Here is a 19,848-nt window from a genome sequence, read left to right as displayed (position 1 = left end):
TCAAGGGCGGGCTGAGGCTAAGCCTCATTACACGCGATCTCCCGTAGCCAGGGCGCCGCCGATAGCCGCTCCGACAGGAAATCGATGAAGGCCTGAACCCGGGCAGGCCGGCTGCGCCCTGGCGGGGTGACGATGTGCAGCGCGATAGGATCGACCTTCCAGTCGCACATGACCGTTTCCAGTTGCCCCGACTGCAACTCATCCCATACCAGGAACTCCGGCTGCAGTGCCAGCCCGAGGCCGGCCTTCAGGGCGGGCATCATGGCTTCCGCGTTGTTCGCGCATAACGGCGCCGGCATGGCCTGGGTGAATTCGCCCTGTTGGTCATGATGGAAACGCCAGCATCCGCCGGTGCGCGAGTTCGAGTACATCAGCCCCCGGTGCTGTGCGAGCTCACGCGGATGATCGGGTTTGCCGTAACGCTCGAAATAAGCCGGGGCGCCGACCAGCAGGATCTTTACCGCGTAGAGGCGGCGGGCCAGCAGGCTCGAATCCGCCATCGTCGAGATGCGCACCCCAAGGTCGAAGCGGTTGGCGACCAGATCGACGATTTCGTCGCCGAAGTGAAAGTCGAAACTGACGTCGGGCAGCCGCGCCATGAACTCCGGAAGGATTGGCGCCAGGTACGACAGCCCGAAGGACATCGGCACCGTGATCCGGATCGGCCCGCGCAGGCTGATGGATTGTTCCGTGACTTCGGCTTCGATCGCCTGTCCCTCCGACAGGATGCGCGTCGCCCGTTCCAGCGCGGCATCGCCGCTTTCCGTCAGGGACAGGCGCCGGGAGTTCCGATGGAAGAGGACCGTTCCCATGCGCTTTTCCAGGCGGAGTATGGCTTTCGATACCGTGGCCTGGGAAAGATCGAACTCGGCGGCGGTGCGGGCGAAGGACCCCGTTTCCGCAACCTTGGCGAAAAGGGCCCATGCCTCCAGATCCGGTAACTTTTTCATGCGACCTTATTCCTTCGTCGGGGCGGATGAGGTCTTGCATGACCTCAAAAATGGAATGGATGCCATGCCGTTCGTCTCATTCTAAATGGGTTGGACCTTGTCTATAGTGCCTCCATCAAGGCAGCGCTTCGACTGCCCCGGCGCTTTACACGCCATCCCCAACCCCGTTCGTTGCACGAAATACAGAGGAGCCCGCCAACATGACCATCGCCGCCACCCCCACGCCCAGCCCGCTGCTGCTGACCCCGACCGACCATACCCTGATCCTCATCGACTACCAGTCGCAGATGGCCTTCGCCACGCACTCCATCGACATTCCCTCGCTGCGCAACAACGCCGGCCTGGTGGCCAGTGCAGCGGCCGGCTTCGGCGTGTTGACCATCCTGACGACCGTCGCCGAAAAGAGCTTCTCCGGGCCGATGTTCGAGGAGGTGACCGCGCCCTTCCCGGGCCAGGCCCTGCTGGATCGCACCTCGATGAACACCTGGGAAGACGCCGCCGTGATCACCCAGGTCAACAAGATCGGTAAGGGGCGTATCGTCTTCGGCGGCTTGTGGACCAGCGTCTGCATCGTCGGCCCGACCTTGTCGGCTCTGTCGCAGGGCTTCGAGGTCTATGTGATCACCGATGCCTGTGGGGACGTTTCCGTCGAAGCGCACGAACGCGCGGTACAACGCATGGTGCAAGCCGGCGCCCGCCCGATGACGGCGCTGCAATACCTGCTCGAACTCCAGCGCGACTGGGCCCGCACGGACACCTACGAGCTGACCACCGGCATCGCCAAAAAGCTCGGCGGCGGCTACGGCCTGGGGATCACCTACGCCAAGACGATGTTCGGCGCCCACGAGGGCTGACAGAGGTAACGCCAATGAAACCCTATCTGATTTCATTGGCGGTCGGTGTGCTGGTGGGCGTGATCTACAGCCTGTTGAACGTGCGCTCACCAGCGCCACCGGTCGTCGCCATCGTCGGGCTGCTCGGGATGCTCATCGGCGAGCAGCTCGTGCCGGTCGGCAAACAGCTCTTGAGCGGTTCGGCCTTCACGGCCGCTTGCGACAGATCGCAAGCCACGGACCATGTGTTCGGCCAGCTACCAGGACGCCAGGCCATGCAACAGACCAAGGCGCCCGAGGAGAAACGATCATGACAGCACCTGCGACGGCCGACGTCATCCTGCGCAATGGCCGCTTCACCACGCTGGACACCAGCAAGCCCACTGCCAGCGCCGTCGCCATCAAGGACGGCAAGTTCCTGGCGGTGGGTGACGAAGCGGAAATCCAGCCCTTCGCGGACTCCAGCACGCGGGTCATCGACCTCAAGGGGCGCAGCGTGCTGCCTGGCCTGATCGACAACCACACCCACGTCGTCCGTGGTGGCCTCAACTACAACATGGAGCTGCGCTGGGACGGCGTGCGCTCCCTGGCCGACGCCATGGACATGCTGCGGCGGCAAGTGGCGATCACGCCCGCGCCGCAGTGGGTGCGCGTGGTGGGCGGCTTCACCGAGCACCAGTTCATCGAGAAACGCCTGCCGAGCATCGATGAGATCAACACCATCGCGCCCGATACGCCGGTCTTCCTGCTGCATCTCTACGACCGTGCGCTGCTCAACGCGGCCGCGCTGCGCGCCGTCGGCTACACGAAGGACACGCCGGAGCCCCCCGGCGGCGAGATCACCCGCGACGCCAGCGGCAACCCGACGGGCCTGCTGCTCGCCAAGCCCAACGCCGCCATCCTCTACGCCACCCTGGCCAAGGGCCCCAAGCTCCCCTTCGACTACCAGCTCAATTCGACGCGGCATTTCATGCGCGAGCTCAACCGGCTGGGCGTCACCGGCGTCATCGACGCCGGCGGCGGCTTCCAGAACTATCCGGACGACTACGCGGTGATCCAGAAGCTGGCCGACGAAGGCCAGATGACGGTGCGCCTGGCCTACAACCTGTTCACCCAGAAGCCCAAGCAGGAGAAGGAGGATTTCCTCAACTGGACGGCCAGCGTCAAGTACAAGCAGGGCACCGATTACTTCCGCCACAACGGCGCCGGCGAGATGCTGGTGTTTTCCGCGGCCGACTTTGAAGACTTCCGTCAGCCCCGCCCGGACATGCCGCAAGAGATGGAAGGGGAGCTGGAGGAGGTGGTGCGCATCCTCGCCCACAACCGCTGGCCCTGGCGCCTGCACGCCACCTACGACGAAACCATCTCCCGCGCCCTCGACGTGTTCGAGAAGGTGGACAAGGACATTCCCCTCAAGGGCCTGAACTGGTTCTTCGACCACGCCGAAACCATCTCGGACGAATCCATCGACCGCATCGCCGCCCTGGGCGGAGGCATCGCCGTGCAGCACCGCATGGCCTACCAGGGTGAATATTTCGTCGAACGCTACGGCCCCGCCGCGGCCGAAGCCACGCCCCCCATCGCCCGCATGCTGGCCAAGGGCGTGAAGGTCTCGGCCGGCACCGACGCCACCCGCGTCGCCTCCTACAATCCGTGGGTGTCCCTGGCCTGGATGATCACTGGCAAGACCGTCGGCGGCCTGAAGATCTACCCGCGCCACAACTGCCTGGACCGGGAGACGGCGCTGCGCATGTGGACCGAGAAGGTGGCCTGGTTTTCCAACGAGGAAGGCCGGCGCGGCCGCATCGCGGCGGGCCAGTTCGCCGACCTGATCGTGCCCGACAAGGATTTCTTCAGCTGCGCCGAGGATGAAATCTCCTTCCTCACCTCCGAGCTCACCATGGTGGGCGGCCGCGTCGTCTATGGCGCGGGCGACTTCGCCCCGGAGGACGACAACCCCGTGCCTCCCGCCATGCCCGAATGGTCGCCGGTGCGCACCTTCAAGGGCTACGCAGCCTGGGGCGAGCCGGATGGGGCAGGGCGGCATTCCCTGCATCGCCAGGCCATCGCGGCCTGCGGATGCAGCAGCGCCTGCGGCCTGCATGGCCACGCGCACGCCAATGCATGGGGATCGAAGGTGCCGGTGGCAGACCTGAAAGGCTTCTTCGGTGCCCTGGGCTGCTCCTGCTGGGCGGTGTAAACCTATGAAGAAAAGACAGGCCTCATGACAGCGCAGACCACCACAGCCCCGGCCGGCAGCTTCGCACCCCTCCGCCAACAACTCTTCGCCGTGCTGTGGGTGGCCACGGTGATCGGCAACACCGGCAGCTTCATCCGCGACGTGGCCAGCGCCTGGCTGATGACCGACCTGTCCGTGTCTCCGGCCGCCGTGGCCATGGTGCAGGCCGCGGCAACCTTGCCCGTCTTCCTGCTGGCAATCCCCGCCGGCGTGCTGTCGGATATCCTCGACCGGCGCAAATTCCTCATCGCCATCCAGGGGCTGCTCGCCACCGTCAGCATCTGCCTGATGCTGCTGTCCGCCTTCGGCCAGCAAACCGTCAGCTCGCTGATCGCGCTCACCTTTCTGGGCGGCATCGGCGCCGCCTTGATGGGCCCCACCTGGCAAGCCATTGTCCCCGAGCTGGTCGACAAGAAAGACCTCAAGAGCGCCGTCGCCCTCAACTCCCTCGGCATCAACATCGCGCGGGCCGTCGGCCCCGCGCTGGGCGGCCTGATCCTCGCAAGGTTGGGCGCCGCGGTCACCTATGGCGCCGACGTGATCAGCTACGTCTTCGTGATCGCCGCGCTGCTGTGGTGGCGACGCCCGGAAAAGGCCGACGACGCCTTGTCCGAGCGCTTTCCGGGCGCCTTCCGCGCCGGCCTGCGCTACGCCCGTGCCCATCGTGAACTGCACGTGGTGCTGATCCGCGCCTTCGTCTTCTTCCTGCTCGCCAGTTCGGTGTGGGCGCTGCTGCCCCTGGTGGCCAGAAAGCTGCTCGGCGGCGGTGCCGGCTTCTACGGCGTGCTGCTCGGCTCCGTCGGCCTCGGAGCCATCGGCGGCGCCATTCTCATGCCGAAACTGCGCGCACGCCTCAGCCCGGACGGCATCGTGCTGATGTCGGCCATCGTCACCGCCGCGGTGATGGTCTTCCTGTCGTTCGCCCCCGCCCAATGGGCCGCGCTCATTGCGCTGCTTGCCCTCGGCGCCGCGTGGATCGCCGCGCTCACCACCCTCAGCAGCATCGCCCAGGCCATCCTGCCCAACTGGGTGCGGGGCCGCTCCCTGGCCGTCTACCTCACCGTCTTCAACGGCGCGATGACCGCCGGCAGCCTCGCCTGGGGCGGCATCGCCACGCTGATCGGCGTACCCATGACCCTGATTGCCGGCGCAGGCGGATTGGCGGTCACCGGCCTCGCATTCCACCGACTCAAACTGCCCAAGGGCGACGCAGACCTGGTGCCCGCCAACCACTGGCCCGAACCCCTCACCGCCGCACCGGTGGAGTACGACCGCGGCCCCGTGCTGATCCTCATCGAATACAGGATCGACGCAAGCGAGCGTCAAGCCTTCCTCGACGCCCTCACGGGCCTCTCCGCCGACCGCCGCCGCGACGGCGCCTACGACTGGGGCATCACCGAAGACGCCGCCGACCCCAGCCTGATCCTCGAATGGTTCATGGTCGAATCCTGGGCGGAACACCTGCGGCAACACCGCCGGGTATCAAAGGCGGCTGCAGACCTGCAGGAAGAAGTGCTGCGCTTCCATCGGGGAGAGCAGGTGCCGGTGGTACGGCATTTTCTGGCGATCAACTAAGCCGCCGACGGCCGGCGCCATATCCCGCCGCGGGCATCCGGTTCGCGCGATATAGGCACCGACTCCACGAACAGGCTCTAGGCCGAGTGATACGCCAGCCAGAACGACTCACGGCAGGCATTCTCAAACGTCTTGCGCAGTGGGCTGATGCCGAGTGCCACATCCCCACTGGAAATCACTTCATAGGTGATCCAGACTTCAGCGCACGCTGACTCACAGGGAAAATTGTCCTGCTCGACGGTACGTCGGATTACTGCGCCGTTGTTGAAAGCGTAATCGGTGACTTCCTTTGTAACCTCGAAGCCTTGATCCAGCCAGGACGATCTCTCGACCGTAGTCCCGGAAACAACAAGCGGGCTTGGCTTGTCGAGGATGGCTGAAACGTAGGCGTGCAAAACGTCAGTGGGTGTATTCATCGGCAAAAAAGTAGATGCAGTGGGCGAAACGCCCTTTGGTCCATTGGCGTTTGCTCATAGACCGGCCGCATGGAGTCTGGTTCCTGCGCGGCCGGCCTGGCCTTCGAACAGCGTGCGCCAATTACGCTGACGCCGCCCGCTGCCTTTCCACCAGCGCCGTCATCAACTCCCGCGTCTCGCCCGCCAGCATGTAGCAGGCCCACATGTAATGCTCCTGATGCTCATGGCAGAGGTGGCGGAACGTGTCGCCGGCATTGCCATGGGTTGCCGACAACATCGCATGCAACTGCGCAAGGCGCGCCGTGAGCTGATCGGTAAGGGCCATCGCATTCGCACTGTCGGTCAACTCGTAAAGCGTGTCGGACGACGAGGGAAACTGCATCGGCGTATTCATCGCGCAGCCCTCCATGCGGAGTGGCAAGCGCAGCGCGACGCGGGCGAAAGGCAGGGGAGTGAAGCAGACGCGAGCGGAAACGCGCACGCCAGAGCTTGAACGGCCATGATGGATGCTCCTGGATTGGAAGGACTGTTCCACCACCCGCTGTCAATCGGGGGGCGGGCCAAAGCAGGGTTGACAGACCGGAATCCAGGGAACCGGCAGGCCGAAGCCTCCCCACCCGGCCCGCCATTGATCGTGAAATCTGGGCGCACCAAGGGCGTGACGAATAAAAACGGCCGCATTGCGGCCGGATATCCGCCTGGATTCGTCGAGCTGTCAAACCCGGTCGCCACTGTTTAGGCGACGGCGGGAGTATGGGCGGGGGACGTTGGCGGGGTCAAGGGGACTGTTGCCGACTCTGAGGAAATGATTGCGCCATACGAAAGCTGACGCTCAACGTTCAGTTCCTGTGGGATTGCGGATCTCTTGTATCAGGCGTTGATGGCCTGTAACGCTCCAGCAGCGCGCTGATCCCCTTGTCATCAACAGTCAAAACGGTCAGGCTGCGATGGTCTGACTAAAACCAAGTGGCCTCCACGAAACCCGTGGCGATTTACCCGCCGGCCACAGCAAGGAGATAACCGTGATTCAAGCGCCGACAACCCTGATCGAGCTAGTACGAAACATGAAGGTGGCCGTCGACCAGGATGCCCTTCTGGAAATGCATACGGCTTCAGACGAGCAGCTGAAAGCATGGTTTGGTGGCAGCAAAATTTCACGGGATCCTCCTGACCCTTCGATACCGTGGAGGACAATTTATGTGGAGGATTTCTTTGATGTTGCAGAACAATCTGTAGCCGATGTGAGCTTCTTTATTCGCATCAATCTGACCGGGCGCGGCCAATTCATGGCCGACCTAGATTGTCATCAGTCGTACGAGCAACTCTCTTTCGACAACGTCGTGGCCGTCCTTGGAGAAGGATGGGAGGACCATCCCCACTTTCCCCCACCGAGCGGAAGGATATTTAAGACTCCGACCCATCCCCAGGGGAATAGCCGAATCAGGTATACGCATGAGGATGCGCTGCTGCGTCAGGAAGTAATCGTCGAGTTCAGCGAGGACGGAACTTTGCTGGGCTTGATGGTTCGAGGGGAGGGCCATTATCAGGTTAATGCAGAACCCAGTGAGCGATCCGGCAACCCCCAGTCCTAGCCGTATCCCTTGGACCCCAGGCACAACCGATGAGCAGCTGAGTCGATCCTCAGCCGGCCACAGCAAGGAGATAACCGTGATTCAGGCACCGACAACCCTGATTGAGCTAGTACGAAACATGAAGGTGGCCGTCGACCAGGATGCCCTTCTGGAAATGCAGACGGCTTCAGATGAGCAGCTGAAAGCATGGTTCGGGGGCAGCAAAATCTTACGGAGCCCTCCAGGCCCTTCGATACCGTGGAGGATAATTTATGTGGAGGATTTCTTTGACGCGACGGCACAAGCCGTAATCGATGCGGACTTTTCTATTCGCATTAACCCAACCGGGCGTGGCCGATTTATGGCCGACCTAATGTGTCGGCAGTCTTACGAGCAACTCTCTTTCGACAACGTCGTGGCCGTCCTTGGAGAAGGATGGGAGGATCATCCCTATTTTCCACCACCGAGCGGCAGGATATTTAAGACCCCGACCCATCCCCGGGGGAATAGCCGAATCAGGTATGCGCATGAGGATACGCTGCTGCGGCAGGAAATAATCCTGGAGTTTAGGGAGGACGGAACTTTACTGAGCTTGTTTGTTAACGGGGAGGGCCGTTAATCTGACGGTGTCACTAAAGTGATGGATCAATTTCTTGCCTTTTTTCGCGTTAAGCAGGGATATCGCTGAAGGCTATTGGCCAGTATCCGAGTGATGTTCTTTGCGCGGCAAATCTTAATCCAGGCGACGGCGGGAGTATGGGCGGGGGAAAGTGGCGGGGTCAAGGGGAGGCTGTTGCCGACTCTGAGGAAATGATTGCGCCATACGAAAGCTGACGCTCAAAGTTCAGCTCCTGTGGGATTACCGATCTTTTGTATCAGGCGTTGATGGCCTGTAACGCTCCAGCAGCGCGCTGATCTCCTTGCCTTCATCATCCTTCCTCTTGGCGGCTCTGATTCGCGCAGTGTTAGCCATCCAGCCTGTGATGTCTGGATCTGCGCCATTGCGGAGCAGGAGTTCGACCAGCTCTGGATAAGCTGATTGAACTGCGTAGCAGAGAGGTGTCTCGCCTATGTGTTCCTCATCGTTGGAGTTCACATTGGCGCCAGCTGTGATTAGCCATTCCACGGCCTTGTAATGCCGTCCTTCGACGGCGTAGTGGAGTGGGGCCCGACCGAGGTCATCGAAGAACTCTAACGAATAGCCGCATTCGACCAGGCGCTGCATCTCTTGAATGTCCCCCTCTGCGGCAGCACGGTGCAATCGCTCGATCTCAAAGAAGTCCTCTTGATCATATGCAGTCATTTGCGTCCCTGACATCGAACTTATCCATTACTTGGGGCCGGCTTCTGAAGCGTTCAATGAGACTACGACATGCCGCCGAGCCGAATTCGGCAGCCCATTTCTCAGTGCGCTCAAACTCCGGCTGCAGTGCAGAGAGCGCCTCGGTGCTCCAGAGGTTCTGCTGTGCCTTGAGTGGCAAGTGATCCGTTTCAGACACAATGGCGACAAACGCATCGAGTTCCTGGGCGTCGTCTGCTGTTCCACCGATGACGGATTTCAAATGAAGCAACTGCACCGCGCCCTCGAGAAATGACACGCGGCCGCACAGCATGGCAGACGCCAACTCGACAAGCGCCTTTCTGGCTTGCTCTTCGCATTCGTTGAGGGGGGTACGATCAGACATGATGGCTAAATTTCCTTGACGATAGCTTTTGAAGAAAATAGCGCAATCCCGGATAACGTCTTGTGCAAGTTACTGCTTGATATGGGGGGCTACACGTAAGGCATAATACAGGCGGCTGGAGCGCGTAGCGGGGAAGCCGTCCGGTTGATTAAATAGTCAGGCCCGATTTTCAGATTCAGACCAAGCGGACTTGTAATCACTGGATAATACCTTTTGAATTGCCTCGCAAAATGTTTCGACACCACCAGGATCCTCACTTGAACCATCGCGCGTCGGCTGCAATTCCGCCAGGAGACCACCCAGATGTACGGTGTGTGTAGGAGCGGTAAGCCTGAACTCGGTGCGCAAAAACTCATACATCGCCATGTATGCTTGGCGCGGTGTTAGAGGAGGTAGTGAATCAAGGTCAGCATGCATAAGGAAGCCTAACTTTGTTTTGGGGCGATAGTTCTGCCGCATAAAATCGGAATGCCGGATTGCATGTTTTGCAAGGTACTGTTTAGATGCAGGAACTACGCATAAGGCAAAATAGCAAGACAGGAAAAGTAGCATGGCGTTGTTGGGATATGCCGCCTTGGCGAGTTGGGCTGCCGTGAAATTCGTCAAACTTCCTGTTATCTTCTATTTCTTCCTGAGTTGAATGAAATCCACGACCGCCCCGCGGTTCGGTGACGTCATTGCGGATGGAACGTGCGGTCGTGCGAGCACGAGTAGCGGTGTGGCCGTACTCGTCCCGGCAATCGCTGCCGCCCAGACTGATCCAGCATCGAAAAAATCGCCAGTGGCGAGTGGAAGTTCCTGTTGCGAAGTCAGTGATTCACTGATCTCTAATGCGAGGGATCGGTATCGCTCCCCGAAGCTATGAACGGATGAACCAAATACGAACAATCCTCCGCCCGGAGCCCGTATTACGGCCCGTGATGCGATGCGGCGGGAACTCGAAGCACGCACTGTTTGCGTGACATTGAGCGCAGGATCCAGGCGCAACAGAGAAATGGAGTCGGCCGTAGCCCCGAATGCTTCGACAATAGACGCGTCTTGCGCGTCCGAAACAAGCATGAAGCGACCTTGAACCAGCTTGCGCGCAAGTTCGTGCCCTTGGGTGTCCAGGGACACGAACTCTGTCTGCACGTTGTCCGTCAGGGCCAGCAGCATTCCCTTTACAGTTGGTGCGATCGAGAAACTGTCAACTGCAGCCGAAAGATTTGCATCAGAGGCCGGCACCAATGCCTGCCGTTCGATTGCGCCCTTGCTATCGAGCCAGATCACCCAAACCGACGAGTACATATGCGCCGGCAGGCCTTTGCTGATGTCCATGCGCACACCCTGCGCGATTGCGACAATGCTGGTCCCCGACGGAAAACATTTCGCGATCTCATATCGCAGCATCGGCGCCCCTGCGGGCTCGGGAAACAGCTCACGAATAAGCTGCCCCGCTCGATCAAGTTGAGCGATATAGGCGGTCGGCCTGCCCGAATCAACGGCCCGAGGCACGTCTCCGCATAAGAATGTGTCGCCGGTGGAATTTACCGCAGCAGAGTAAAACGTCGGGCCGATGACGAGGTCTCCCTCAAATGCCTTCCGATCCTCCGGTGGGATTTCGGCGGTGAAGGTCCAAACGGCGGAACCCGAAGCATTGACGCGACTGGCCCACCCTTGCTTGGTCGCGCTTATAGCGCCCGCGACGATGGCCCCGCCGTCGGGAAGGATCGTGACCGCACGGGGGTGAATAGCAGCGTCCCGCGGCGTCGTGAGAAGGGCAGTCTTATGGCTTTGGATGGCCCACATGGTTTTCGTGTTTGGCATTGTGGGCTCTTCAGTCGCCGCACGGACGGCCGTTGGTATACTGACAGACAAAACAAGAAGAATTGCGATGCGTAGCCGCAACAAAAAATGAGTAGCAACTTGATGGACCGAGGCTCCTTTAGATCCAGAGGCGACCCGCATGAATATGCAAATGTGGCTACAGCTACGGCAAAAGTGAATGTAACGAGTCATGAGTGTCAATCGCAAAAGTAGCATCATCGTTCAGCACACGGAAGGCAGGCCAACTGTATTCACTCCGTACGGCGTACCTCTAGGAAATCACTTAGTAGGTGATCCAGACTTCAGCGCACGCTGACTCACAGGGAAAATTGTCCTGCTCGACGGTACGTCGGATTACTGCGCCGTTGTTGAAGCGTAATCGGTGACTTCCTTCGTAACCTCGAAGCCTTGGTCCAGCCAGGACGATCTCTCGACTGAGAGGCCCAACGTTAGAAGTAACAGGCACCGGAGCGCCAGCGGAGGGAACGCAAACTGCGTAGCAGTTTGCGTGTCCGGCCCTGTTAGCCATGGCGGGCCACAATTGACGGCTCTTCTTCGCAAAAGACTGCAAGCACTTCATGAGCTGTAACGAGCGCGAATGCGTACTGGCTCGCAAACTGCTCTAAAGCCAGGCCCATCGCAGTTCGAAGCGCGGTGCTCTCGACGCGCCGCAGGAAACCTATGTCGGTGCCCTGAAGCCAGTTTCCCACGATGGCTGGAAATTCTTCGGTGATCGCATGCGCAACCGGATTCAGAAAGGTGACCACATAGCTTTTTGGCCCCCGTGATACACGACCACCTTTGCCCAACAATCAGTTCGGAGACCTCCGCAGAAAGCTCGCGCCCGTTGTAGGTGAGTGTCAGGAGCTCGAGTTCGTGACGGGAGTCGAGTGTCGTTTGCATTTGGCTAACGTTGGACATGAGCCGACCGTAAAAAGCGCAGCTTTTTGTGGGTCGGCTCGATGGACGGGTTGGGCCTCACTGCCGTAGTTCGACACGAACCAGCCGACCGCTTTGGGACATCCACAGGGCATCTGTTCCGGTGTAGTACCGCTCATGATCCGTTCCGGACTTGAAGTGTGAGATCGATGTCGTCGCCAGGGCAACCGTGCCGTTGCTTTCCGCTAGATAAGCCCAATGCTCACCTTCCGATGATGGATACGGTGGATCGAACAGCTTTACCCATGACCCCTCCAAGACGAAAACGCCTACCCCACGAAAACTAGCAAGCAACTTGCCGCTTGAAGCGCGCGATATCGCCTCGCATAGGCCCGGTGCATTTTGGACGGTCACAGTGTTGTTCGCGATGCGAAGCAATTCCCCGCCGGCAGTCCGAACAAAAGCTCCATTGGATGTACTCACAACTTGCTTGACCCTCCCGGAGGAAAAAGGTATTGGTGCTAGCCATTTTTCCGATTCGCGCCAATACGCTGCATAGTTGCAGGGCTCGAGGTGACAAAAACCCTGTCTGACTACATAGAGATAGCGGCCCTCTATCTCAGCGAATCCTACAGTTCTGCTGTATTTTTCAGCAGGTGGTGAGGGGTAGATTGACCATTCATCCGCATTGCTCAACTCCCAGACATGACCTGCGCCGACTAGCCGAAATTCTGTGGCATCTCCAACGGCCCTAAACCCTTCCAAAAAATCGTCACGGGTGTAGTAGCGTTCCGGCGGTTTTGGTAGGGCCACCCGATGCCATCCGTCTCTGTCGAGACGGACAAAAAAGCCATCCTCGTTTCGATAAGCCCAAACAGCCCCTCGTAATTGATCGCTCCACGGGCCCGATGTGACGTTGAATTTTTCATACCAGACGTACAGATGCTTGGCGTGAAGAGCTTGAACCTCAAGAAGGCCTATATTGGTCGAAACGAATAGACGTGTATCGAGAAACGCTAATCCAGAAATGCTGAACTTCGTGTAGCTAGGCAAAGCATTTGCGATAGCTGCGATCTCAGTTGGTTGTATGAGCCTTGGTTCTGCGGGAGCCAAAGGTGGCCTGGTTTCTGCGCAGGCAACCAGCGAGATCGCAATCAGAAATATCCATCTGCGCATCGCTAACATGCTGAGGCCCAACGTGCTAGCTCAGGGGCGACCGGAGGCCGAAGGCCGGAGGGAACCGAGAAGCGCAGCTTCTCGGGCGTCCCTTGGAGCGGGTTAGGCAGCGACACGTTTGTAGAACTCAACGTTGTAACCACTGAGAACATAGTAACTCTCACCCTCAAAGTGGATGTGAATCGCCAGCGTTTTGCTTGACCACCACAGTAATGGGCCTGAACTTTGACAACACCCATAAACCAAAAGACATGAATGCTCCGAAGAACAGGGTGAAGACGAGCGAAATAAAGATGCCCATGAACGGGCCAGCAATGAGAGCCGAAATGCCGTGAATATGCTCGTTGTTCCAGGTAACGGTGTTTGCGCCGAACAGTGCAAAAAGCCCCATGAGGGCACAAAACGGAACAATCGAAAGCAGTAACCCAAGCGCGACTAGTTTGAAGATGCTTTTGACTGAAAGACGTTCAACCGTAATTTCTTGAAACATGCATGCTCCTTAGGACAATGGCTAACGTTTTATCTATGGACTCCCCCGATTTTGCAAGATGAATGTGCTGTTGGTTTGATGGACAAGCCTGCAGGAATCTATCCGGCCTACTATGGCACCCGTCGGCGCCGGCCCTGATGACATACGCACCACGGAAGCCTCATTAGTTAAACGGCCTTGCGCGGCCAACAACGTTATCAGGCTCTTTCCGTGTCGGTTTGATCCGTCATCCCATCAACACTTTCGCTCGCAAACCTACGGTGGGAAATCACTGGTACTGCGGTTGAAGATCGACAGCCTGTATGGTTCAGGCGGCCACTCGGTACTCGGTTCCCCGAGCCAGCATCGTCCAGATGATCCGGGCATTCCTGGCCGCCAAGGCAACAGCAGCCACATTGTTGCATGCTCTCGATTTCAGGGCCTCGGCCTACGGCTTCGCAGATCGCTTCGGCATCGTTGGCGTCGTTCTTGCCGCTCTTGCGGTAGGGGCTGACGAAGAAGGCCAGGACTTCGCCGCGGGATAAGGTCTTTTTGCAGACCGGTTTGCCGTGGCTATCGACACCGTGGAGCTGGAAGACGGATTTGGCAATGTCGAGACCGATGCGGACAATCTGTTTCATGGCACTTCCTCCTGGTGATCTCAGCCCCAAGGCTACTTGGGCCTCAGTGTCACGCTCGGGGTGGGGGAGTCCATTTTATTAGCTAACCCGCGCTGCGCGGCTTTATCGCGCAGCGTCCAGCGACCGAAGGGAGCGACCCATGTTAGGCACTTGTCGGTCCCTTACCTTTGTGAGGCTTCTTGGACTTGCGTGCGACGTTGTCCGCTTTGATAAGTGCCTCGCACTCATCCGACGATGGAACGGTGCGATCCATTTCAATGGTATGCCAGCCACCACAGTTCGGATCTGGGCAACCACATACCGTAAAGCGCACCGGATGATTCGTCAGTCCTTCACGCTTTTGAATGGCATTCGTGCGCTCTTTATCTTTGATGATATCTACGATGGCTGATCGGCCGAGAAATGGGCGTGACATAGTAGCTCCGGAAGATTTGTAGTGCCTAACGAACTAAGTAACTGGACAGTCAAAAAGCGTAGCTTTTTGACTGTCCAGTTAACTGACTACAAAAGGACTTCCCCCACCCACCTGGTGGGCTTGCCACCCGGCATCCAAGTGCCAAGATTGAATTGCTTAAGCTCAATCTGAAACGGCGAGGAGGGAAGTCAAAATGGATACTACGACGGTTGGTGTGGATCTGGCAAAGAACGTCTTCGTGGCCTGCGTGGCAGACTGCACCGGTCGGATCGTGGAGCGGCGGGAGTTCAACCGGGCGGGCTTTCTGACGTGGCTCAGCACGCTGCCGACGGACAACTCATCACGGCTGACGCCGTGACCGCCAGCGTGGGCGACGCATCGATGTTCAGGAACGGACGCCAGTTTGCTGCGTGGCTCGGGGCCGGCCTGGCCTTCGAACAGCGTGCGCCAATTACGCTGACGCCGCCCGTTGCCTTTCCACCAGCGCCGTCATCAACTCCCGCGTCTCGCCCGCCAGCATGTAGCAGGCCCACATGTAGTGCTCCTGATGCTCATGGCAGAGGTGGCGGAACGTGTCGCCGGCGTTGCCATGGGTTGCCGACAACATCGCATGCAACTGCGCAAGGCGCGCCGTGAGCTGATCGGTAAGGGCCATCGCATTCGCACTGTCGGTCAACTCGTAAAGCGTGTCGGACGACGAGGGAAACTGCATCGGCATGTTCATCGCGCAGCCCTCCATGCGGAGTGGCAAGCGCAGCGCGACGCGGGCGAAGGGTAGGGAAGTGAAGCAGACGCGCGCGGAAACGCGCACGCTAGGGCTTGAACGGCCATGATGGATGCTCCTGGATTGAATGGACTGTTCCACCCTCCGCTTCCAAACGGGGGGCGGGCCAAAGCAGGGTTGGAAGACCGGAATCCAGGGGACCGGCAGGCCGAAGCCTCCCCACCCGGCCCGCCATTGATCGTGAAATCTGGGCGCACCAAGGGCGTGACGAATAAAAACGGCCGCATTGCGGCCGGTATCCGCCTGGATTGGTCGGGCTTCCAAACCCGGTCGCCACTGTTTAGGCGACGGCGGGAGTATGGGCGGGGGAGGTTGGTGGGGTCAAGAGGAGGCTGCTATCACTAGGTAACTGTCTTTGAATGACTGATTGGAATGGAAAATCAGGCAGCAAAGAGGGCTGACCGACTGGCAGTGCCTTTGGCAATGCCTTCCACTCGCTTATTGAGTGTCTCGCGCCACTTCGCCAAGCGCTCGATGTCGTCACTGAGTTCATCGGGGTCTGGTATGGGAAGCCTGCCGACGGCTGCTGCGGTGTCGTGCTCGAACTTCGAAGATTTGGTCATGCCAGCGTCGATTTCACGATAGTCGTCGTCAGTGACCGTCACCCCTTTGAGGCGTTGAGTCGAAACGCCCTCGCCGAAGCGCTGCACTGCTCCGTTGAGTAGGACCTCCTCTATGCAGCGCTCCCATGCAAGTCGGAGCAGGCCATAGCACTTGACCGTCAGCTGGCGCTGAAGGTCTTCATTGCCATCCTTCGCCGCTTTGCGCACATCGACCTGCATCTGTCGCAGGCGACTCAGGCGGTCCTTTGTGCCGAGCACATCAAAGGGTAGATCCTCGGAATGAACGCCGTAGCCTTCTGCTGTCCTACGGATGTAGTTCTTGGTCAGCGGTGCGCCGACCTCTTTGGCCTTTTGCTCCAAGATAAGGAGGAAGTAAATGTCGTGAGTGAAGACGATTACCTGTCGGGTTAGCGATTCCTTCGCCAGCCGTTCAGCGACTTCCCAGCGGCGCCGATGATCTAACGACGATACTGGGTCATCAAGCACGATGCCGCCGCGCCCCTGGCCAAGTCGGATCTCGGCCATGAAGGACGCGATGGCTATGGCCCGCTGCTCACCTTCGCTGAGAATGGCCGTTGGCATACCACCGCCTGGCAACTGCAGCGTCAGCTTGAACTGGGTCTTTCCGCCCGGCGACTCGGGTTTCATCACGACGTTGAGGTGATGGACCTTAAGGAGCTTGAGTTCAGCATTGAGGGCATCGGCTAACTCGTTGGTGGCCGCCGTGCGCGAAAGCTCCGTCGACTTCCTGGAAATGCCCCGCGTCTCCATACTAGCGATGCATGCTTGCAGCTTGCGGCAGAGTTCGTGTTTGGTCATTGCCTCAAGCACGGAGTCCTTAACTTCGGCCAGTTTACGGCGAGCGTCGAGTTCCGCCCGCTCGGAGACCATGGCCTCCTTAAGCTTCTCATCAGTAGTGGCATCGAGTGCTCTAGCTTGTTCCTGCAGGCGACTGATAATCTCGGCTAGACCGGGCTGCGGGTCATCGGACAGCTTTGTAATCTCATCCCAGGTCAGTTTACCTCCAGCTGCCTGGAGGACCTCTGGTTGGCGTGTCCTAAGGGACGCCTGAAAGGCTGTGCAGGCAACCGAGACTTCCGGAGCAAGCTCAGTCACTTCCTCGGCCAAGTCGTCGCGGAACATCAGGTCCACATTCGCCTGCTGAATGATCCTAAATGGGATGGTTGCGGCCTCGCGTGCATCCTTCGCAGCTTTCTCCGCGGCCGCTTTGATAAAGGCATCGAATCGCAGCAGCCGCGTCGCCCCCTCTTGCCCGAGGGGGTTCTGACAAAGAGGGCATGCTGCATCTACGGGAAGCTCTGGGAATTGATGGTCTGCGTGGCTGATCTCGGCAAAAGCCCTTGCGGCCTGGAAGAGTACCTTCCACTCCTCGGAACCGGTACCGGCCAGTTGGTCAGGCGTCGCTTTGAACTCGGTTGCGGCGAGTTCTGCTGCCGCCTTGGCCGCATTCGATTTGCCGATCAGTTCCCGAAGCGAAGCGACCTTTTCTTCGCTCATGATGTCGATCGCGGTGGTTATCCGCGTCACTAGCGAAGTGAGGCGACTGGCTTTCTGACGCAGTGCCGAGGCCTTCTGCTTGGGATCGGCTTCGGCTAAGGTCTTGTTCAGCAGCGCAAGCCGCTCCAACTCAACTTCGCTGAGAGTGGCCAACCTCTCGATGTCTTCGGCCTTGGTCTTGGCTGGGATTCCGAGTAGTTTTTTGGCGACGTCCGTTTGCTCCCCTGCGAGGACCACATAAGCAGCGTTGCTCGGGGCATTCGCAGCTTTGTCTGCTGTAGCCCGAGCCTTGAGCTTGTTACATGCCCCAACCAGTCCTTCTAGGATGTCCAGTCCGTAGGGGGAGTATGCGAAATCACCTTGGTTGTCGATATAGGCACGAGCACAGTGCGTATCGAAGATCGCGATATCCGATAGAGGTTCAGGTGGCTCGATGCCGTCCTTCCATGGTAGATCAGTCGCAATGCCGTTGAGCTCCACCTCAAACGTCGCCTGGGCCGGTCCACTCTTTCCCGCCCCCAGGTTCGCATTAGGTAGAATGGGTTCCCGCCGATCACGCGCCCGACAGGCCTTTTTGAACACTCGCGAGTAGCCCGACTTCCCGACGCCGTTCTCACCGTAGATGGCCGTCACCCCGGTTCGTGCAATGGGTAGGCGCGCCCCATTTGCCAGCGCATTGACATTAGCAAGTTCCTTGATCGCTGCCAGCAGAACGACTCGAGTTGAATTAGCCGGCGGTGCCACTTGGGCATCCTGTAGTTTTTTGGGCACGCGTCCTTCTGGATCTGGGATGCCTACCTCTGCCCTGGCCAGGGCATAGAGGTCGTCTAGGTCGGCCGAGCTGAGTGTTCGCTCGGCATATAGCCTTGCAATAGCGTCTTGTTGCCATGCAGCGATGTCCTTGGACCACGCATGGATTTCTTGCAGTATCGTCACTGTCTTCTCCCTTATCTGCCGAGAGTACAGAAGACGAAATTGACCTGTGCTCTCCGGCTTGCTGTCAGACCTAAGGAGCCACTGATTTATTCCCCGCCCCCCGGCACACGAGCACACGCGAGATAATCCCGCAGTGCCTTCCCTTTACGAGACCTTGATCGATGCAATCGAGCTTTTCTGACCTGGAGTACGCCGCGAAGAAGAAGCTGACGCGGCGCGATCGCTTTCTTGCCGGGATCAACACGGTGACGCCTTGGGCGGCGCTGGAGGCCGAGATCGAGCCGTTCTATCCGAAGGGTGAAGGCCGTGGGCGCCCTCCGATTGGCCAGGCGCGGATGCTGCGCATGTATGTGGCCCAGCAGTGCTTCGGGCTCTCCGACGAGGGGATGGAGGATGCGCTCTACGACAGCCAGGCGATCCGGGGCTTCGTGGGGATTGATCTGTCGCGGGAGTCGGCGCCGGACGCAACGACGCTGCTGAAGTTCAGACGGCTGCTCGAAACCCACGGGCTCACGCGCAAGATCTTCGAGGCCATCAATGCCCATCTGGCCGAACAAGGCCTGATCCTGCGTGAAGGAACGATTGTCGATGCCACGCTGATCGCGGCCCCGCCATCGACGAAGAACAAAGCGAAGGCGCGCGACCCGGAGATGCACCAGACAAAGAAGGGGAACAACTGGCACTTCGGCATGAAGGCTCACATCGGCGTCGATGCACAGTCGGGACTGGTGCATACGCTGGTCACGACAGCCGCCAACACCAGCGACATCAGCCAGGCCCATGCCCTGCTGCACGGCAAGGAGCACACCGTGTTCGGTGATGCGGGTTACCAAGGCGTCGAGAAACGCCCCGAGAACCAGGGCAAGACCGTTGAATGGCTGGTGGCGATGAAGCGCAGCGTGCGCAAGGCCCTGCCCGCCGATGCGTTGGGTCGGTTGCAGGAGCGCTTCGAGAAGCTCAAGGCGAGCATCCGGGCGAAGGTGGAGCATCCCTTCCACGTGATCAAGAACCTCTTCCGGCATCGCAAGACCCGCTACCGCGGGCTGGCGAAGAACGAGGCGCAACTCTTCTCGCTGTTTGGCTTCGCCAATCTGCTGCTCGCCCAAAGGCGCATGCCGGCGATGCATGCCCGAGGTGCGTCCTGAGCGGTGAAATCGGAGGCATGCTCCTCGAAAATCGGTCTTTTGATGCCTGGCGGTCAGCATGTTTGAATGGACTTGGCCGGAAACTCGCTCGGGAGAGGCTGGGCGGGGATTTGTTCAGCGTCTCCCTAAAACTGTATTAATTGAGTGGGGCCCGTATGGAAGTATCCGGCGTACCCACTGTGATCGTCCGATCCCAGTCCTGAGCAGACGGTCGACGCGGTTTGTCGGTAGTTCACTTCTGGCCGAA

General features: G+C 59.4%; 21 protein-coding genes and 2 pseudogenes. 9 read left to right on the top strand and 14 right to left on the bottom strand.

Features of this window, described 5'->3' with window-relative positions; all coding sequences use genetic code 11:
* Nucleotides 1-17: 17 nt before the first annotated feature.
* Complete coding sequence (locus AC1PPK_RS17575; RefSeq protein WP_481114302.1) at nt 18-950, bottom strand: LysR family transcriptional regulator; 933 nt, start codon at nt 948-950, stop codon at nt 18-20.
* Between the two features lie 200 nt (nt 951-1,150).
* Between AC1PPK_RS17575 and AC1PPK_RS17570 the strand changes: the two genes are divergently transcribed.
* From AC1PPK_RS17570 to AC1PPK_RS17555, 4 genes are read left to right on the top strand one after another with little or no spacing between them, the layout of a single operon-like run.
* Nucleotides 1,151-1,804, top strand: a complete 654-nt coding sequence (locus tag AC1PPK_RS17570) for a hydrolase (RefSeq protein ID WP_481114301.1) — start codon at nt 1,151-1,153, stop codon at nt 1,802-1,804.
* 14 nt (nt 1,805-1,818) lie between these two features.
* Nucleotides 1,819-2,097, top strand: coding sequence for a XapX domain-containing protein (locus tag AC1PPK_RS17565; RefSeq protein ID WP_481114300.1), 279 nt, complete (start codon nt 1,819-1,821; stop codon nt 2,095-2,097).
* Nucleotides 2,094-3,983, top strand: coding sequence for an amidohydrolase (locus AC1PPK_RS17560; RefSeq protein WP_481114299.1), 1,890 nt, complete (start codon nt 2,094-2,096; stop codon nt 3,981-3,983). Before AC1PPK_RS17565 ends, AC1PPK_RS17560 begins: the two co-directional genes overlap by 4 nt.
* A 24-nt stretch (nt 3,984-4,007) precedes the next feature.
* Entirely contained in the window at nt 4,008-5,597 is a 1,590-nt protein-coding gene (locus tag AC1PPK_RS17555; RefSeq protein WP_481114298.1) for an MFS transporter, read from the top strand.
* A 77-nt stretch (nt 5,598-5,674) separates the two neighbouring features.
* On the opposite strand, the gene AC1PPK_RS17550 is transcribed toward AC1PPK_RS17555, so the two are convergent.
* Both AC1PPK_RS17550 and AC1PPK_RS17545 read right to left on the bottom strand, forming a co-directional pair.
* Nucleotides 5,675-6,013, bottom strand: a complete 339-nt coding sequence (locus AC1PPK_RS17550) for a hypothetical protein (RefSeq protein ID WP_481114297.1) — start codon at nt 6,011-6,013, stop codon at nt 5,675-5,677.
* A gap of 121 nt (nt 6,014-6,134) precedes the next feature.
* Nucleotides 6,135-6,407, bottom strand: a complete 273-nt coding sequence (locus AC1PPK_RS17545) for a hypothetical protein (protein WP_481114296.1) — start codon at nt 6,405-6,407, stop codon at nt 6,135-6,137.
* A gap of 628 nt (nt 6,408-7,035) precedes the next feature.
* On the opposite strand from AC1PPK_RS17545, the gene AC1PPK_RS17540 reads away from it, so the two are divergent.
* Nucleotides 7,036-7,605 carry a hypothetical protein gene (locus AC1PPK_RS17540; RefSeq protein WP_481114295.1) on the top strand — a complete coding sequence of 190 codons (570 nt, stop codon included), beginning with the start codon at nt 7,036-7,038 and terminating at the stop codon, nt 7,603-7,605.
* Nucleotides 7,606-7,681: 76 nt separating this feature from the next.
* The gene (locus tag AC1PPK_RS17535; protein WP_481114294.1) at nt 7,682-8,203 is read left to right on the top strand and encodes a hypothetical protein; all 522 of its coding nucleotides are present in this window, start codon (nt 7,682-7,684) and stop codon (nt 8,201-8,203) included.
* 240 nt (nt 8,204-8,443) lie between these two features.
* On the opposite strand, the gene AC1PPK_RS17530 is transcribed toward AC1PPK_RS17535, so the two are convergent.
* From AC1PPK_RS17530 to AC1PPK_RS17490, 9 genes and pseudogenes are all read right to left on the bottom strand, one after another.
* Entirely contained in the window at nt 8,444-8,887 is a 444-nt protein-coding gene (locus AC1PPK_RS17530; protein WP_481114293.1) for an ankyrin repeat domain-containing protein, read from the bottom strand.
* Entirely contained in the window at nt 8,874-9,269 is a 396-nt protein-coding gene (locus tag AC1PPK_RS17525; RefSeq protein WP_481114292.1) for a hypothetical protein, read from the bottom strand. Before AC1PPK_RS17525 ends, AC1PPK_RS17530 begins: the two co-directional genes overlap by 14 nt.
* A gap of 156 nt (nt 9,270-9,425) precedes the next feature.
* Nucleotides 9,426-9,875, bottom strand: a complete 450-nt coding sequence (locus AC1PPK_RS17520; protein WP_481114291.1) for a hypothetical protein — start codon at nt 9,873-9,875, stop codon at nt 9,426-9,428.
* A gap of 15 nt (nt 9,876-9,890) precedes the next feature.
* Complete coding sequence (locus tag AC1PPK_RS17515) at nt 9,891-11,267, bottom strand: hypothetical protein (protein ID WP_481114290.1); 1,377 nt, start codon at nt 11,265-11,267, stop codon at nt 9,891-9,893.
* 329 nt (nt 11,268-11,596) lie between these two features.
* Entirely contained in the window at nt 11,597-11,842 is a 246-nt protein-coding gene (locus AC1PPK_RS17510; protein ID WP_481114289.1) for a hypothetical protein, read from the bottom strand.
* A 211-nt stretch (nt 11,843-12,053) separates the two neighbouring features.
* A complete protein-coding gene (locus AC1PPK_RS17505) occupies nt 12,054-13,139 on the bottom strand; it encodes a hypothetical protein (RefSeq protein ID WP_481114288.1) in 1,086 nt (361 codons plus the stop codon).
* A gap of 157 nt (nt 13,140-13,296) precedes the next feature.
* A complete protein-coding gene (locus AC1PPK_RS17500) occupies nt 13,297-13,620 on the bottom strand; it encodes a hypothetical protein (RefSeq protein ID WP_481114287.1) in 324 nt (107 codons plus the stop codon).
* Nucleotides 13,621-14,042: 422 nt separating this feature from the next.
* A pseudogene (locus AC1PPK_RS17495) lies at nt 14,043-14,240 on the bottom strand (IS110 family transposase); the annotation flags it as partial.
* A 142-nt stretch (nt 14,241-14,382) separates the two neighbouring features.
* Complete coding sequence (locus AC1PPK_RS17490; RefSeq protein WP_481114286.1) at nt 14,383-14,655, bottom strand: hypothetical protein; 273 nt, start codon at nt 14,653-14,655, stop codon at nt 14,383-14,385.
* A 193-nt stretch (nt 14,656-14,848) separates the two neighbouring features.
* Between AC1PPK_RS17490 and AC1PPK_RS17485 the strand changes: the two genes are divergently transcribed.
* Together AC1PPK_RS17485 and AC1PPK_RS17480 are read left to right on the top strand one after the other, a co-directional pair.
* Complete coding sequence (locus tag AC1PPK_RS17485) at nt 14,849-15,013, top strand: hypothetical protein (protein WP_481114285.1); 165 nt, start codon at nt 14,849-14,851, stop codon at nt 15,011-15,013.
* Nucleotides 14,995-15,075: pseudogene (locus tag AC1PPK_RS17480) on the top strand (transposase); the annotation flags it as partial. The gene AC1PPK_RS17485 and the pseudogene AC1PPK_RS17480, both read left to right, overlap by 19 nt.
* A 31-nt stretch (nt 15,076-15,106) precedes the next feature.
* Here the strand turns inward: AC1PPK_RS17480 and AC1PPK_RS17475 are convergent.
* Together AC1PPK_RS17475 and AC1PPK_RS17470 are read right to left on the bottom strand one after the other, a co-directional pair.
* Nucleotides 15,107-15,466, bottom strand: coding sequence for a hypothetical protein (locus AC1PPK_RS17475; RefSeq protein WP_481118275.1), 360 nt, complete (start codon nt 15,464-15,466; stop codon nt 15,107-15,109).
* A 353-nt stretch (nt 15,467-15,819) separates the two neighbouring features.
* Nucleotides 15,820-18,456 (bottom strand): AAA family ATPase, encoded by a 2,637-nt coding sequence (locus AC1PPK_RS17470; RefSeq protein ID WP_481114284.1) that lies wholly within the window; start codon nt 18,454-18,456, stop codon nt 15,820-15,822.
* A gap of 161 nt (nt 18,457-18,617) precedes the next feature.
* On the opposite strand from AC1PPK_RS17470, the gene AC1PPK_RS17465 reads away from it, so the two are divergent.
* Nucleotides 18,618-19,601, top strand: a complete 984-nt coding sequence (locus tag AC1PPK_RS17465; protein ID WP_481114283.1) for an IS5 family transposase — start codon at nt 18,618-18,620, stop codon at nt 19,599-19,601.
* Nucleotides 19,602-19,848: the final 247 nt, after the last annotated feature.

The organism is Zoogloea sp. JDB1 (assembly GCF_056724025.1).
The sequence above is the reverse complement of the archived record's forward strand: the minus strand, read 5'-3'. Positions and strand labels throughout refer to the sequence as shown.